Origin of the sequence: Paenibacillus woosongensis (assembly GCF_030122845.1) — a bacterium.
Classification (GTDB): Bacteria; Bacillota; Bacilli; order Paenibacillales; family Paenibacillaceae; genus Fontibacillus; species Fontibacillus woosongensis_A.
On sequence record NZ_CP126084.1, the window covers coordinates 2344702 to 2359393 of the forward strand.

Consider the following 14692-nt stretch of genomic DNA (forward strand, 5'->3'; position numbering starts at 1 on the left):
AGTGCCCATATGAGTCAGGAGAATAGGCTTGAGAAGACGAACCGGATCAACCTTTTGTTTGATTTCTATGAGAAGCTGCTGACAGAGAAGCAGCAGACGTTCCTTAAATATTATTTCCACGATGACTTCTCGCTTGGCGAAATTGCCGCCGAGTTCGGAATCAGCAGACAGGCTGTTTATGAGCATATCAAACGGGCTGAAGGCATGCTGGAAGCTTATGAGGAGAAGCTCAGGCTGCTGCATAAGCATGAGGAACGAAGCGCTGTGCTTGTCCGGCTGGGAGAAATTATCGCAGGTAGCGAGCTGCCCGCCGTACATAAAGAAGAAGCAAGGAACTTGCTCGACCAGGCTGAGCAATTATGATAAGATAAGCCGACTTCCGTCGGCTTGCCGGAAGTATTCATTTTGAAAGTATTCAATCCTTGAAGCGGAGGTGACCGAAGATGGCTTTTGAAGGTTTAACGAACCGATTGCAGAGCGTATTCAGTAAGCTGCGCGGCAAAGGCAAGGTATCGGAGGACGATGTCAACGAAGCTATGAGAGAAGTGCGGCTCGCGTTGCTAGAAGCGGACGTCAACTTCAAAGTGGTCAAGGAATTTATCTCCAAGGTGAAGGAGAAGGCCGTCGGCAAGGAAGTGATGGACAGCTTCACGCCGGGCATGGTCATTATTGATATTGTTAACAAAGAGCTGACCGAGCTGATGGGCGGCAGTCAAGCGAAGCTGGCGAAGAGCAACCGTCCGCCGACCGTCGTGATGATGGCGGGCCTGCAGGGTGCCGGGAAGACGACAACCTCGGCCAAGCTGGCCAAGCTGTTGCTGAAGGGCAACCATCGCCCACTGCTGGTGGCCGGGGACATTTACCGCCCAGCTGCCATTAAGCAGCTGCAGGTGCTTGGCGAACAGATCAAGGTGCCCGTATTCACGCTCCCGGAAGGCAACAGCCCGGTGGAAATCGCCCGTCAGGCGCTGCAGCATGCGAAGGACAACGGCAATGATTACCTGCTCATCGATACAGCGGGACGCCTGCATGTTGATGAGGAATTGATGGAAGAGCTCCGCCAGATTCATGAGGTGACGCAGCCGGATGAAGTGCTGCTTGTCGTTGATGCGATGACCGGTCAGGATGCCGTTAACGTGGCCGAGAGCTTCAACCAGCAGCTTGAGCTGACAGGTGTTGTGCTGACCAAGCTGGACGGCGATACCCGCGGCGGTGCGGCATTATCGGTCAAAGCCGTTACCGGCTGCCCGATCAAGTTTGCGGCGCTTGGCGAGAAGATTGACGCGCTTGAGCCGTTTCATCCAGAGCGGATGGCTTCACGGATTCTCGGCATGGGCGATATGCTCTCGCTGATTGAGAAGGCTCAGTCGAATATCGACGCTGAGAAAGCGAAGGAAATGGAACGCAAAATGCGCAATGCCGAGTTTACGTTCGATGATTTCCTGGAGCAGATGGAACAGGTCAAGAAGCTGGGGCCTCTGGACCAGATTATGGACATGATTCCCGGCATGGGCAAGATGAAGCAGATGAAAGATATCAAGGTCGATGAGAAGCAGATGGGCCGTGTTGAGGCGATCGTCCGCTCCATGACCAAGGAAGAGAAGCAGAATCCGGATATGATCAACCACAGCAGACGCAAGCGTATCGCTGCAGGCAGTGGCACAACGCTCGCCGACGTGAACCGGCTGATCAAGCAGTTCGATGAAATGCGCCGGATGATGAAGCAGTTCTCCGACATGATGGGGCCGAAAGGCAAGGGCTCCAAAATGATGAAGCAAATGCAGGCCAAAGCCGGCAAAGGAATGCGGTTTCCATTCCGTTAAGCCGTAAGGATAGGATTGATTTGATTCTTTGAAGGAGGTGAATTTTCATGGCAGCTCGTATTCGTTTGAAACGCATGGGTGCTCATAAAGCTCCTTTCTACCGTATCGTGGTTTCGGATTCCCGTTCCCCGCGTGACGGCCGCTTTATCGAGGAAATTGGTTACTACAACCCGGTTGCTGAACCGGCAGCAGTAAACATTGACGAAGAGAAAGCGTTGAAATGGCTTCAAAACGGTGCGCAAGCATCTGATACTGTTCGCAACTTGCTTAGCAAAGCAGGCGTAATGAAGAAATTTCATGAGCTTAAGCAGCAGAAATAATTGCTGATTCGGAGGGTCCCTTTATGGAACAATTAGTCGGCGTTATTGCGAAGGCTCTTGTTGATCATCCGGACGATGTCCGTGTGGAGGTCGTAGAGAAGGAACACCTGATTGTGTACGAACTGTCCGTGCATCCTGACGATGTGGGGAAAGTGATCGGTAAGCAGGGCAGAATCGCTAAGGCGCTCCGCACGGTTGTGGCATCGGCAGCCGTTAAGATGGATAAGCGGGTCACCGTGGATATCATATCTTAAAAATATACGAAAGAGGGTTAGGATGACTGTCCTAGCCCTTTTTCGTACATGCTGAAGCTGAAGCCGGAAATAGAGTTATGAGGAAATAAGCGATAAATTTTTTATCAAGGAGGATGTTATGTCGGATTCATTGCTGTCAGTTGGCAAAATAGTTAATACACACGGCATCCGCGGAGAACTGAAGGTGATTTCCAGCACGGATTTCCCGGAGGTGCGCTTCGCCCCGAAAAGCCAGCTGATCCTGGTTCATCCGGAAACCGGGGAACAGGTTCAAGTCACTGTGGCTTCTGCACGTCCTAATAAAGGGACGTTCATCGTTCGTTTTACAGCATACGACAATATCAATCAGGTTGAAAAATTCAAGGGGTTTGATGTGAAGGTCAGCAAAGAGGAGTCCATTGAACTGCCGGATAACGAGTATTATTTTTATGAAATCATCGGCTGCCGCGTCATTGATGAAGAAGGGGAAGAGCTTGGCGTCATAGAAGAGATTCTTCGCCCGGGTGCAAATGATGTATGGGTGGTCAAAATGCCTTCCCGCAAGGAGCTCCTGCTTCCTGTTATAGATGATGTCGTGCTTGACGTGGACGTGAAGGCGAAGCTGGTTAAAGTTCATCTTATGGAGGGACTGCTGTAAGCATGAGAGTGGATGTATTGACACTGTTTCCGGAGATGTTCACGGGCGTGTTTGGAACAAGCATTCTCGGCAAAGCTCAGGACAAGGGAATCGTTTCTTTAAATCCGGTTAATTTTCGTGATTATGCTGGAAATAAACACGGTACGGTGGATGATACGCCGTACGGTGGAGGCGGAGGAATGGTGCTGAAGCCTGATCCGATTTTTCGGGCGGTCGAAGATTTGTTGTCCGGCAAGCCAGCGGATGCCCCGGCTCCCCGAATTATCCTGATGTGTCCGCAGGGCGAGAGCTTCACGCAGCGCAAAGCGGAGGAGCTGGCCGAGGAGGAGCATCTCATCTTTATTTGCGGACATTATGAAGGGTATGACGAACGGATCAGGGAGCATCTGGTCACGGATGAGCTGTCGGTTGGGGACTACGTTCTGACGGGCGGGGAGCTGCCAGCGATGGTTGTCGTCGACAGCGTCGTCCGATTGCTGCCGGGCGTGCTTGGAAACGAGACCAGCGCAGTCACCGACTCCTTCAGCACGGGGCTGCTGGAATATCCGCATTATACCCGACCGGTGGAGTTCAGGGGCTGGAAGGTGCCGGATATTCTGCTTAGCGGACATCATGCGAACGTAGCGGATTGGCGCCGGAAAGAGGCGCTGCGCAGAACATGGCTGCGCCGTCCCGATTTGCTGGAGCATGCCGAGCTTACGCCAAAGGATCAGAAATGGCTGGATGAAATCCAAGCGGAGCATGAGGAATAGAAATTTAATGGAGAAAACATCCGAAAAAACCCTCGCCAGCGGCGAGGGTCATTTTGTATTGTAAATTGGCGGTTGATCGTGGTTTTGTATTCTTGGAAAGAACGCTGATCAACATTTTCTCTTAATGCCCGCCTTGCAACAGCTCCGCAAAATCGGTTGCCGTGGTCACCGTAAGGCGATTGAGCCTCATGAGAGAATCGCCGGGTTTAACGAAGCCCTGGAGGACGGTAAAGGCCATCCGGTAATTGTTTTCTTGCAGCGAATAAACCATTTGCGTGCTTTTCTCGCCGAAAGGGTAGGCAAAATACGGACTGTCGATGCCAAGTTCCTTCATTTTGGCGATATCGGCCGTCAGGCTTTTTGTATCTAATCCCGTGGCATAATCCAGCCCGCATTTCTTAAACCCTTTGTGATGCAGGTCATACGTGTGGCTGTGGTATTCAAATACGTCAGAAGAGGCCTTGATTTCCTCAAAGGAGAGGAAGCTCTTTTTGGCCGGATCAAATGGCGATGTCTCTTGCTGTATTCTGCTGCCGATGACGAAGATGGTCGCCTGGAAGCCGTATTTTTTCAAAATAGGATAAGCATAAATATAGTTGTTCTGGTAGCCATCGTCGAACGTAATTACTACGGTTTTGGCAGGCAGGGACGTTTTGCCAAGCACATACTGCTCCAATTCCTCCATAGTCGCCGTATAGTAACCTTGCTCGTGCAAGTAATTCATATTTTCCTCGAAGGCTTCCAGGGTGATGATCGAATTGTTGTCCGGTTGATCGTTGTTGGCCTGTGGCGTAATGTAATGATACATAAGAACAGGAACCTGCTCGGCGGTGCCGGGCTGGATCAAGAAATTGGCCGGAAGCTTCTGGCTGCCGTCCTGACGAGGGTGAGTCATTACAAAAGCTTGATCCTTGACCAAGCTCCAAGAGCTGCAGGCTTTGCGCGAGAGGACGGTACCTGGATTGGCTACAGCCACAGCGTAAAGGATGATGATGAAGGCTAGCGAAATCAAAGCATATTTCTTAAACCGATGCATAATGACTCTCCCTTTTCAATAACTTGCCACTCTATTGTATATGAAACCAGGTATGGAAAAGGTTTAGAAAAAGTAAACAATTCATTAATTTTTTATGCAGGACTGACACTTGTTTGCCGAATGCCGAATATGATGAATATGCACGTATATTTCTTACTGGAAAACAAATCATATGATGGGGCAGTACTGTTTCAGGGTTGAAGCTTCTGGTTAAATAACTAGAGGCACCTAATCACGATTATTCGTTTGGGAGGCAGAGCTTCATGGAACAGACAGAGCAGAATGAGCAACAGCAGTCTCAAGATCATGGAAAAAGAGAAGACGATCGTATGCTGACGGTAGACGATATCCTTGAATTTTACGCCGGCCGCCGGAATTAGCTTTTGCAGCGAAGGAGGTACTTGAATGTTAAGTGAATACTTAATTGACCCCATAGACGCGGAATTTGAATTATTGAACGAGAACTTGCCATATGATTGATGATAGGGTGATAAGTCCGACCATAATAAGAGCGTTTACAGTGAGAATGGTCACTGCAAACGCTCTTTGTCTTTAGGGCTGTATGCATACTGGACATTAACCTGTGAAGTATGTTAATATTTCTCATGTATGAGGGGATTTTACTAGGTTCAGGTCTTCATTGCTTAACCCTGTCATATACATATATTAATCCAATCGGGGTATGGCGCAGTCAGGTAGCGCGCACCCTTGGGGTGGGTGAGGCCGTGGGTTCGAATCCCGCTACTCCGATTAATCCTTTACATTAAGGGTTTAGGTCACTATCTAAAGGTAACTTTATATAGCGGTCAACCCGAGACTCATTTTTGCACTTGCAAATCACAACCTAAGGGATTATTAAATCCAGAAGGGTGTGATTTTTTTTTTACTTAAATTTGCATCAAAGGATTTTATTGCGGAGTAAAGAACGTTTCATCTTATGCCTTAGATTGGTATAAGCGATCACTGGACGAAATTCAGCAGTTTACCGCCAAAGAGGAACTTCTCAATATGGAAGCGCAACGAATAATACCGTCAACAAGTATCTGCTTTTCTGTCAAAACGATAAAGGAAGCAACCGAACAACCAGAAATTCAAGATATTACAATTAAAGTGTTTCAACTTAATCACATTACACGAATGTTGAAATATTGTCGGCAAACGAGTGACCATTCACTTTTTTAAATGCGATGTGTCGGAACGATAATCCTATGCGTTTAGGAGAAGGAGAAGTGACAATGAGAATTACATTAACTAATTCATATTTTAAACATATTAATAAATATACCCATCATCTCAATGACAAAATGAGGGGCTGCAACATACTCCATTTATATGAACTGAAAAAATAGAAAAAAGAAGAATTCTAAAGTCATGATCGCTACATTAAAATAGTTTCTATGGACTACTACTCTGTTATTTGCATAATTCCATAGACCTAATTTGTCGTAAGTGATATGATAATGGAAAATATTAGGTTGGAGGGATTGTAGTACATGACAAAATGCAATAATTGTGGTCATGAGTTATCTGATGAAAGTTTATTCTGTAACAAGTGCGGGTCAAAAATCGGTGTTAGTAATAATAATCGGAAAATGTTTTCTTTGAAGAACAGAAAATGGTTATATTTATCAAGTTCATTAGCTGTAGTTATTTTGGTTGCAGGTGTACTATATTTGGTTAATAGCAATCCTATACATACATTTAAGAAATCTATTCAAGAAAGTAGTTATAAGGATGCAATAGATATTTACAATAAGGAAATCAAAGGAAACACAAAAAGGGAAACTGAGGTGGAAACATATCTTGAATCGGACCTCATTAAAATCCAGCAAGATTTTGAAAATGAGAAAATTAATTTTGATAATGCCATAAGCAAAATAAATACTATAGAGAAAACGAAATTACTTACTTCTAAAGTTTCTGAAGTTCAGAATAAAATAATCTCTTTAAATGATTCCAGAATAGCATTTAAAGCAGGTAATGAACTAATAAAAAGTAATAATATTAAAGATGCACTTGTTGAATTAAAAAAAGTTTCAGAGGATGATTCCAAGAATTATGAAATTGCGAACGATTTAATTGAAAAATCTTCGAGTGAATATAAGAATATTATTCTTAAAAATGCTGAAAAAGCCGCTTCCAATAATAAATTTGAAGAAGCACTAAATGAAATAAATCAAGGATTAAGCGTCATGCAAAATGATTCTGATTTAATCGCAAAAAAATCTGTCTATGAAAAGAAAAAAGAAGAGCAAATTGAAAATGAAAGAAAAATAAAGATGCAAGAAGCAAAAAATAAACAAGAGGTTATTGTAGAAAAAGCAAGTATTACAATCCAGAGTACCGAATATAAAGCGTTGTATCCTGATATGATTCAAGTAATAGTTAGAAACAAATCTAATAAGACAGTTAAGAATATGGTGGTTGTTAGTTTGGGATTTGATTCTAATGGATTACCGGTGAAAATCAGAAATCAATACTCATCTGAAGGCGATTATGCTTATGAAGGATATGCGGAGAATGTTAACATAGTAACGAATGCTACATTCGGTAAAGGCAAAGGTTGGTCTATTCATGAGAACCTAGGAATTAAAACTGTCCTTTCTTGTGTAAAAGAGGTTGAATACTACGATGGGACAACTTGGGAGAATGAATATTATAATTATTGGCTCGACGAATTCAAGGAAAAGCCATTGCATTAAATCTAACTTCTTTGGAAGAGCGAGCCGAACAACATTAAAGATTACACAAATATAGAAATGAAGAATTTCAGTTTAGGATAAGGTAAAGGTCAATAATGAATAAAAAATACAAGCGATAGGTTAGAATCCTCTACAATTTTATTTAGTGAATGAAAGTGGCTTGTCCTATTTAAAAATGCAGAAACTATCCTTATTGATTAAGGTGTCAGAAGCTCTTAATTTAACTTGCTAACGCTGGTTAAATGTGATAAAATTCTTCTTGTTGTGAATTCGGTGGTCCTCTGCGGATGATGAGGGAGAACAATGGGTTCTCCGGAAGAGGCAAGAACACCTGAGTGGAAGGAGGGAGTCATAGATGAATATCGTACAAGCGATTACGCAAGAACAACTTCGCAAAGATATTCCGAGCTTTCGTTCCGGTGACACTTTGAAAGTGTTCGTTAAGGTTATCGAGGGATCTCGTGAGCGTATCCAGCTGTTTGAAGGTGTTGTAATTAAGCGTCGTGGCGGCGGAATCAGTGAAACTTTTACAGTTCGTAAAATTTCTAACGGTGTTGGCGTGGAAAGAACTTTCCCGCTTCATTCCCCGAAACTCGATAAAATCGAAGTGGCTCGCCGTGGTAAAGTGCGTCGTGCGAAGCTATACTATCTTCGTGAACTGCGCGGTAAAGCAGCTAGAATTAAAGAAGTGCGTCGTTAATTTGTTAACGATCAAGGGGGGGCTTGTATTATTCAAGCCCCTTTACTATTTCTTCTGACTGTCGTCACGCTACATATTCCATGACAAAGTGAGGTTGCGAACTATGGAACAGCAATTTCAATCGGAAACGGGTCAATCGGGCGCTGCGCAGGATCCGCCAAGTAAAGAAAAAAACGAGGCTTTGGAGTGGCTAAAAGCGATAGTAATTGCTGTCGTACTGGTTCTTGTCATCCGTTGGCTGTTGTTTGCTCCTTTTATTGTGGATGGAGAGTCGATGCAGCCCAACTTTCATACAAGCGAGAGAATCATCGTTAACAAAATTCTTTATGACATCCGTGGACCAAAGCACGGCGAGGTCGTCGTATTCCATGTACCTTCGCAGGGCCGTGATTTCATTAAACGGGTCATCGGCGTTCCTGGCGATACGGTTCAGGTCGAAGGCGATACGGTTATGGTGAACGGGGAAGTCGTAGACGAAACTTACATTAAAGATGTCGTAAATGAGAAGCATAACAATAATCAGCTTTATAATACAGAAGGAAATTTCCCGAATGAATTCGTTCCAGAGAGCACGGTTCCGGAGGGTCATATCTTCGTGCTTGGAGATAACCGCTCCAACAGTACGGATAGCCGCCGAATCGGCTTCGTACCCTACAAGGATATTGTAGGGAGAGCGGATCTCGTGTTCTGGCCTTTGAAGGATATTAAAGTGATTAAGCATAAATGAATGCCCGAAAGCGGGAGCAACGGGAACTGAGGTGATGACATGACGATACAGTGGTTTCCCGGACATATGACGAGAGCGCGCCGTCAGATTCAGGAGAAGCTGAAGCTGATCGACGTCGCAATAGAACTGGTGGATGCGAGACTGCCTTTGTCTAGCCGCAATCCGATGATTGACGACATACTGCAGGGCAAGCCGCGGATGATCCTGCTCAACAAAGCGGATTTGGCAGACCCGGCGGTTACGCGCGAATGGATTGATTATTTTAAGCAAGAAGGCTATGCCGCTGTGGCTATAGATGCTTCCACAGGCCAGGGCGTCAAAGAAATTCCGGCCATGGCCAGAGAACTGCTTCAGGATAAGATCGAGAAGCAGCTGGCTAAGGGCGTAAATCCACGAGCGATCCGGGCGCTGATCGTTGGAATTCCAAACGTCGGCAAATCTACGCTGATCAACCGGATGGCCGGGCGAAATATTGCGGCGACCGGGGATCGGCCGGGCATTACCAAGGGACAGCAGTGGATCAAGGTAGGCACGGAGATGGAGCTGCTGGATACGCCGGGTATATTGTGGCCGAAATTTGAGGATCAGAACGTGGGTTACCGTTTGGCAATGACTGGAGCGATCCGTGAAGAAATTCTGAACATTGAGGATATTGCCTTTTTTGCGGTAAAATATTTAGCGAAGTATTACTGGGAGCCGCTCGCTGAACGATTCGAACTCGAAGAGGCCCCGCGGGATTTTGAGAATCCGGATGAAATCGTGGCCGTGATGGAAGCCGTAGGACGTAAGCGCGGCTGTCTGGTCAGCGGCGGAAGGGTGGATCTTGAGAAAGCTTCCAGCGTGTTATTGCGCGAGCTTCGGGCCGGAAAGCTAGGAAGATATTCCCTGGAGTCCCCATACTGAATCCATGCTTAGACCGTCTTTCAACAAGGGAAGGCGGTTATTTTGTTAGATGCGCAGTACGGTCTGCCGGGGCAGCGAGTTACCTAGAAATATCGACAATCCTCCGTTAAGATTGTATAATCTTGTTGATTATACTTGATGGTGGTGTTGATCATTATATACGTAATTTCGTTAATCATGTCGTTTCTTATCGTATATTTGCTTATTCCTCCGTTTGGGAGATTGGCTTTTCGACTCGATTTCGTAGATAAACCCCGGAAGGATGTGGAGCGCAAGCTGCACCGGGAGCCGATTCCGCTTACGGCAAGCTATGTTATTTTCATTGGCTTTTTTGTTACATATTTAGCTGTCGGCAGAGAATTCAACATGGAGACGCTGGCGATATTTATCGGCGGAGTATTGCTGCTGATTATCGGCACGCTCGATGATTGGTACAAGACGAAAGGCAAGGATTTTCCGGCTCTTCCCAAGCTGATCGTTCAAGTATCGGCAGCCGTGATCGTATATGCGTCGGGCATTTCGTTTACAGGTTTTTTCAACCCTTTTTCCGGAGAATATGTGGTGCTGCCGGGCATATTGCAGTTTCTTCTGACGATTCTATGGATTTTCGGAGTAACGACGGTCATTAATTTCTCGGATGGCCTGGACGGGCTGGCCGGCGGGCTATCGGCCATTTCTGCCATTACCCTGTTTATCGTTGCTTTAACCAAAGGACAGTCGACTTCTGCCATCATGGCAATCACCCTTGTCGGAGTAACGCTGGCTTATCTGCGCTACAACAAGCCACCGGCCAAAATCTTCATGGGGGATGCCGGGGCGACGTTTCTTGGCTTCATATTAGCGGTAATCGCGCTGGATGGGGCATTTAAGCAAGCTACGGTACTATCGCTCTTTATACCTGTATTGGCGCTTGGCGTGCCGATATTCGACAATATCTTTGTTGTGATCAAACGGTTCCTGCAAGGAAAGTCCATTTACGAGGCGGATGCGAGCCAGGTGCATTATCGCTTGCTGCGGGCGGGTCTTACCCACCAGCAAACGGTCATGTTCTTAATGCTGATTAGCACTTGTCTTTGCCTTTCATCGATAATCCTGCTCCTTATCCAAACTTAAATTTATGTCAGGCCGGGAGAAGTGCCCCGGCCTTTTATTTTGCCTAAAGTCTATATAATTGAAGCGCAATTTCCGATATTACTGATATACCCTTACACGGAACGGAATTTGCTTATGTGATTTGTTGTATTGTTGGGACGGTGGGTTTGCAAATACAAGGAGGCATAATGAGTGATTTACTAACTTATGAAAAAGAATATTGGCAGCGCTCGTTCCAGTATGTTGCGGGAATCGACGAGGTCGGTCGGGGCTGTCTGTTCGGTGATGTCGTCGCTGCAGCAGTTATTTTACCGCATGGATTAATATTAGAAGAAGTTAATGATTCCAAGAAGCTGACTGCAAAAAAGCGCGAGAAATTATTCGATATGATTATGAAAGAAGCGCTGGCCGTAGGCACGGGATTCATCGATGCGGAAACAATTGACCGTCTTAATATCAAGCAGGCAACGCGCCTGGCAATGAAGCAGGCGGTGGAGCAGCTTGCAATTAAGCCGGATTTTCTTCTCATCGATGCGGAGAAGGTCGACGTCGATATCGAGCAGCTGGCGGTGATCAAAGGGGATGCGGTAAGCCAGTCTATCGCCGCGGCCTCGATCGTGGCCAAAGTAACTCGAGATCGACTGTGCGAAGGCGAGTGGGATGTTCGATATCCGGAATACGGCATTGCCGCGCATAAAGGTTATGCGACTAAGCTGCATCGGGAGCGGTTACAGGCTCTTGGCCCGACACCCATGCATCGCAAGAGCTTTATGCGCAATTTATTCGTACAGGAACAGACGTTGTTTTAAAGGCAAGTAAGCTTCTCTAAAAGTAAGCGCACTGAACAACGTTTTTCGCTTCTTACTAGACCCGTCTTGAGTAAGGCGGGTTTTCCGTATCATTGATGTAAATACAGGAGGATGCTCATGAATATCGGACCGCTGATGCGCAGTCTTATGGGAGATTCCCGGCCGGGAGAACCGCGGGCGTTAGAACTTAAAACGGGGCAAATCGTAAGAGGGACTGTGCTAAGTGTCTCGGAGGATGGACAGGAAGCGGTCATACAGGTGCAGGGCGTGAAGCTTCACGCCGCTCTGGAGACGCCGCTTCGCCAAGGAGAAACGACGCTGCTGCAGGTTCAGCAGCCGTCAGCTGACGGGTTGGCCGTATTAAAACCTGTCGGATCCAACACGGCGGCACCGATGTCCGCTGCTTCTTTAGCGAACGCCCTGGCCGCTATGGGCCTGGAGGATACGGCGGCAAACCGCGAGCTGGTGCAGATGATGCGGGCTAGCGGCCTGCCTTTAACGAAAGAGAGTCTGCACACGCTTCAGCAGTTAACTTTACATAAACCGCAAGCCGTGCCGATGTCGGAATGGATTCAAGCAGCGGGAATTGCACTGGGACGGGGACTTCCTTTGACCGGAGAGACGGTGGCGGGACTGCACCAGGCTGTTTTCGGCCCGCCGTTGCACGAGCTGTTAACCACGCTGGAGGAATTGCTCAGTAATTTAGTGCGTTCGGCGGAAGGGAATGGGGCCAAGGAGGCAGCTGGAAATCGAGCGGTACCGGCTCAAGCGCAGGGGCAGGCGTGGGCTGGCCAACCTTCTGCTCAAACAGGCAATGCTGTGTCAGGCCAGGCTCATGATGGCAATGCTTCGTCGTTTTCGGCTCATGCGGCGGCGGCAACGGCTGGCAGCCCGTCAGGCGGATTACCAGCTGGGCAAGCGGCGCAGGGTGGACAGGCTGCAATGCCAAACGCAGGGTCATCTGCTGAAGCGCTGGTAGGCAAGCTGCAGCAGGTGCTGCAAGAGCTGCGCGCCGCGATATCGCCGCCAGGCGGAGCAGCTGCGGCGGAGCGCGGCGCGGCAAGCAGCGCGCCGCAGCAGAGCCCGGCCGCCGCAGCCGGCACGGCCGCCGCTATGCCTGCGGCAGCAGCGGCGCCTGCAGCGCAGGCGCAAGCGCAAGGCGAAGTGCCCGCAGGGCCTTCGCCCGCGCTGCTGACGCGTCCCGCCCCCGAGGCGGAGCCGTGGGTGGGACGCGTGCTCAAGCTGCTCGGTGCGGAGCACGAGCAGCAAGTGCTGCGCGCTGCGCCAAGCAGCGCGCAGGAGGCGCCGCCAGCCGCAGGCGCGGCGCAGCGGGCTGCCGCCGGAGGCGCGGAGGCGCCAGGCGGCAGCGGGCAGGCCGGCAGCGCGCCTGCGGCCGCGCCGGACCATGCGCCTGCGGCGGCGCTACGCGGCGAGGCGGCCAGCGGTACGCTGCAGGCCGCCAGCACGGGCGCAGCCGCGGGCGGCGCAGGCCAGGCCGCGCCCGGGGCGCAGGCGCATGGCGCGGCCGTTGCGCAGCAGGCCGGCGTTCTGCCAGAGGCGGCGGCCCGCGAGACGCTGAAGGGCGTACTGCTGCAATTGCTCGCTGCGGACGACGTGCCGGCACCGCTGCAGGAGGCCGCCCGCCAGCTCGTTCATCAGCTGACTGGACAGCAGCTGCTGCTGAATACGGATCGTACTGCGCCTTTTGCACAGGTGACGCTGTTTCTGCCCTTCATTGGGGAGGATGGCGAACAGACAGCGGCCGTTCATATCGAATCACGCCGCGGCCGCAAAGGGGAGCTGGATGCGGCCAATTGCCGGCTCTGGTTCGATCTGCAAATGAAATCGCTTGGCTTGATCATGCTGGACGTCCAGGTGCTGGACAAGAAGGTCATGCTGAAAATTTATGCCGAAGCGGAGACGACGGGCCAGTTTCTCGAGTCCAGGGAGGAGGAGGTTCAAGAGGCGCTGCAAACAGCCGGTTACCAGCTGGTATCCCTGAAAAGCGGCCTTCTGCCTTCCGTAGAACCTGAAACGATGGGCGCAAATGAGCCGGGTTCCCCGTTTTCGTATACGCCGACGACCTATAAAGGGGTGGATTATCGGATATGAGTGAGAGCAGCGAAGATCAGCGCCCCTACCAAATCAGAAAAGCCGTCGCCCTCAAATACGATCCATCCCAAAGCGACGCGCCGGTCGTCGCGGCCAAAGGGAGCGGCTATCTGGCCGATCAAATACTGGAGAAGGCCAAGGAGCACGGCGTGCCCGTACAGGAGGATGCCGCACTTGTAGAAGTACTCTCCAAACTGGATCTGGATCAGCAGATTCCTCCAGAGCTGTACACGCTGGTAGCCGAAATACTTAGCTTTATATACCGTTCAGATAAAATGGCGGAGAAGGGGATTTCCCATGAATATTGACCCAAATGGCAAGCGCATACGCCCTTTGGATGGAAGAAAGGCAAGAGGCCGATTGGCCGAGGAAGCCGGAGCCCGCTATTTGCAGGAACGAGGTTACGAGCTGCTTGAGCGCAATTGGCGCTGCCGTTCAGGAGAAATCGACATCATCGCAAAACAAGAGGGTGTAATTGTAATCATAGAAGTGAGAAGCCGAAGCGTACATAATGAACAGTTCGGGACGCCGGCGGAATCTATCACACCTCGTAAAATGAAGCAAATCAGAGAGACTGCTGCCGTATATCTGCATAGGACACAGCAATATAACGAGCAGGTTCGCTTCGACGTTCTAGCCGTGCAGATGAGAGGGGATGAGATGATTTCCATTGAGCACATCTCCGCTGCTTTCTAATAAGACCGCCTCTTGCGGCCCTTAAACATCTATGAAGCTAGAACGCATTTATCGGCAGCTTGCTTTGTCTCACAGAATGAAAACCATATAGCCTTGCTGTCATAGCATCGGTGAGAGATCAGATTCCTC

16 protein-coding genes and 1 tRNA gene are annotated in these 14692 nt (G+C 48.8%); 16 read left to right on the top strand and 1 reads right to left on the bottom strand.

Annotation, left to right across the window (positions count from 1 at the left end; genetic code table 11):
- Positions 1–9: 9 nt before the first annotated feature.
- From QNH46_RS10665 to trmD, 6 genes are all read left to right on the top strand, one after another.
- Complete coding sequence (locus QNH46_RS10665; RefSeq protein WP_283928072.1) at positions 10–363, top strand: putative DNA-binding protein; 354 nt, start codon at positions 10–12, stop codon at positions 361–363.
- Positions 364–443: 80 nt separating this feature from the next.
- The gene (gene ffh, locus QNH46_RS10670) at positions 444–1823 is read left to right on the top strand and encodes a signal recognition particle protein (RefSeq protein ID WP_213588645.1); all 1380 of its coding nucleotides are present in this window, start codon (positions 444–446) and stop codon (positions 1821–1823) included.
- A gap of 47 nt (positions 1824–1870) precedes the next feature.
- The gene (rpsP, locus tag QNH46_RS10675) at positions 1871–2143 is read left to right on the top strand and encodes a 30S ribosomal protein S16 (RefSeq protein WP_019638109.1); all 273 of its coding nucleotides are present in this window, start codon (positions 1871–1873) and stop codon (positions 2141–2143) included.
- A gap of 23 nt (positions 2144–2166) precedes the next feature.
- Positions 2167–2397, top strand: coding sequence for a KH domain-containing protein (locus QNH46_RS10680; RefSeq protein WP_019638108.1), 231 nt, complete (start codon positions 2167–2169; stop codon positions 2395–2397).
- 118 nt (positions 2398–2515) lie between these two features.
- On the top strand, positions 2516–3034 hold the full coding sequence (gene rimM / locus QNH46_RS10685; RefSeq protein WP_283928073.1) for a ribosome maturation factor RimM: 519 nt from the start codon (positions 2516–2518) through the stop codon (positions 3032–3034).
- Positions 3035–3036: 2 nt separating this feature from the next.
- Positions 3037–3786: a tRNA (guanosine(37)-N1)-methyltransferase TrmD gene (gene trmD, locus QNH46_RS10690; protein ID WP_283928074.1), complete on the top strand. Its 750-nt coding sequence runs from the start codon at positions 3037–3039 to the stop codon at positions 3784–3786.
- Positions 3787–3907: 121 nt separating this feature from the next.
- Here the strand turns inward: trmD and QNH46_RS10695 are convergent, their stop codons facing one another.
- A complete protein-coding gene (locus QNH46_RS10695) occupies positions 3908–4822 on the bottom strand; it encodes a polysaccharide deacetylase family protein (protein ID WP_283928075.1) in 915 nt (304 codons plus the stop codon).
- Between the two features lie 676 nt (positions 4823–5498).
- Between QNH46_RS10695 and QNH46_RS10700 the strand changes: the two genes are divergently transcribed.
- From QNH46_RS10700 to QNH46_RS10745, 10 genes are all read left to right on the top strand, one after another.
- Positions 5499–5572 (top strand) — tRNA-Pro (locus QNH46_RS10700).
- 743 nt (positions 5573–6315) lie between these two features.
- Positions 6316–7524, top strand: a complete 1209-nt coding sequence (locus tag QNH46_RS10705; RefSeq protein WP_283928076.1) for a DUF5780 domain-containing protein — start codon at positions 6316–6318, stop codon at positions 7522–7524.
- 355 nt (positions 7525–7879) lie between these two features.
- The gene (gene rplS, locus QNH46_RS10710; protein WP_155608904.1) at positions 7880–8224 is read left to right on the top strand and encodes a 50S ribosomal protein L19; all 345 of its coding nucleotides are present in this window, start codon (positions 7880–7882) and stop codon (positions 8222–8224) included.
- Between the two features lie 103 nt (positions 8225–8327).
- Entirely contained in the window at positions 8328–8951 is a 624-nt protein-coding gene (gene lepB, locus QNH46_RS10715; protein WP_213588638.1) for a signal peptidase I, read from the top strand.
- Between the two features lie 39 nt (positions 8952–8990).
- On the top strand, positions 8991–9854 hold the full coding sequence (ylqF, locus tag QNH46_RS10720; protein ID WP_283928077.1) for a ribosome biogenesis GTPase YlqF: 864 nt from the start codon (positions 8991–8993) through the stop codon (positions 9852–9854).
- 138 nt (positions 9855–9992) lie between these two features.
- Positions 9993–10967 carry an MraY family glycosyltransferase gene (locus QNH46_RS10725; RefSeq protein WP_283928405.1) on the top strand — a complete coding sequence of 325 codons (975 nt, stop codon included), beginning with the start codon at positions 9993–9995 and terminating at the stop codon, positions 10965–10967.
- Positions 10968–11134: 167 nt separating this feature from the next.
- Positions 11135–11755, top strand: coding sequence for a ribonuclease HII (gene rnhB, locus QNH46_RS10730; protein WP_283928078.1), 621 nt, complete (start codon positions 11135–11137; stop codon positions 11753–11755).
- A gap of 117 nt (positions 11756–11872) precedes the next feature.
- Complete coding sequence (locus tag QNH46_RS10735) at positions 11873–13867, top strand: TP0910 N-terminal domain-containing protein (RefSeq protein WP_283928079.1); 1995 nt, start codon at positions 11873–11875, stop codon at positions 13865–13867.
- Complete coding sequence (locus QNH46_RS10740; RefSeq protein WP_155610890.1) at positions 13864–14175, top strand: EscU/YscU/HrcU family type III secretion system export apparatus switch protein; 312 nt, start codon at positions 13864–13866, stop codon at positions 14173–14175. The genes QNH46_RS10735 and QNH46_RS10740 overlap by 4 nt, the downstream gene beginning before the upstream one ends.
- Positions 14165–14563 carry a YraN family protein gene (locus QNH46_RS10745; RefSeq protein ID WP_283928080.1) on the top strand — a complete coding sequence of 133 codons (399 nt, stop codon included), beginning with the start codon at positions 14165–14167 and terminating at the stop codon, positions 14561–14563. Before QNH46_RS10740 ends, QNH46_RS10745 begins: the two co-directional genes overlap by 11 nt.
- Positions 14564–14692: the final 129 nt, after the last annotated feature.

Coding starts and splice junctions, on each gene's coding strand:
- trmD (WP_283928074.1), top strand. CDS start 3,037: ATGAGAGTGGATGTATTGACACTGTTTCCGGAGATGTTCACGGGCGTG.
- QNH46_RS10735 (WP_283928079.1), top strand. CDS start 11,873: ATGAATATCGGACCGCTGATGCGCAGTCTTATGGGAGATTCCCGGCCG.
- QNH46_RS10705 (WP_283928076.1), top strand. CDS start 6,316: ATGACAAAATGCAATAATTGTGGTCATGAGTTATCTGATGAAAGTTTA.
- lepB (WP_213588638.1), top strand. CDS start 8,328: ATGGAACAGCAATTTCAATCGGAAACGGGTCAATCGGGCGCTGCGCAG.
- ylqF (WP_283928077.1), top strand. CDS start 8,991: ATGACGATACAGTGGTTTCCCGGACATATGACGAGAGCGCGCCGTCAG.
- rimM (WP_283928073.1), top strand. CDS start 2,516: ATGTCGGATTCATTGCTGTCAGTTGGCAAAATAGTTAATACACACGGC.
- ffh (WP_213588645.1), top strand. CDS start 444: ATGGCTTTTGAAGGTTTAACGAACCGATTGCAGAGCGTATTCAGTAAG.
- QNH46_RS10680 (WP_019638108.1), top strand. CDS start 2,167: ATGGAACAATTAGTCGGCGTTATTGCGAAGGCTCTTGTTGATCATCCG.
- QNH46_RS10740 (WP_155610890.1), top strand. CDS start 13,864: ATGAGTGAGAGCAGCGAAGATCAGCGCCCCTACCAAATCAGAAAAGCC.
- QNH46_RS10745 (WP_283928080.1), top strand. CDS start 14,165: ATGAATATTGACCCAAATGGCAAGCGCATACGCCCTTTGGATGGAAGA.
- QNH46_RS10665 (WP_283928072.1), top strand. CDS start 10: ATGAGTCAGGAGAATAGGCTTGAGAAGACGAACCGGATCAACCTTTTG.
- QNH46_RS10725 (WP_283928405.1), top strand. CDS start 9,993: ATGGTGGTGTTGATCATTATATACGTAATTTCGTTAATCATGTCGTTT.
- rnhB (WP_283928078.1), top strand. CDS start 11,135: ATGAGTGATTTACTAACTTATGAAAAAGAATATTGGCAGCGCTCGTTC.
- rplS (WP_155608904.1), top strand. CDS start 7,880: ATGAATATCGTACAAGCGATTACGCAAGAACAACTTCGCAAAGATATT.
- rpsP (WP_019638109.1), top strand. CDS start 1,871: ATGGCAGCTCGTATTCGTTTGAAACGCATGGGTGCTCATAAAGCTCCT.
- QNH46_RS10695 (WP_283928075.1), bottom strand. CDS start 4,822: ATGCATCGGTTTAAGAAATATGCTTTGATTTCGCTAGCCTTCATCATC.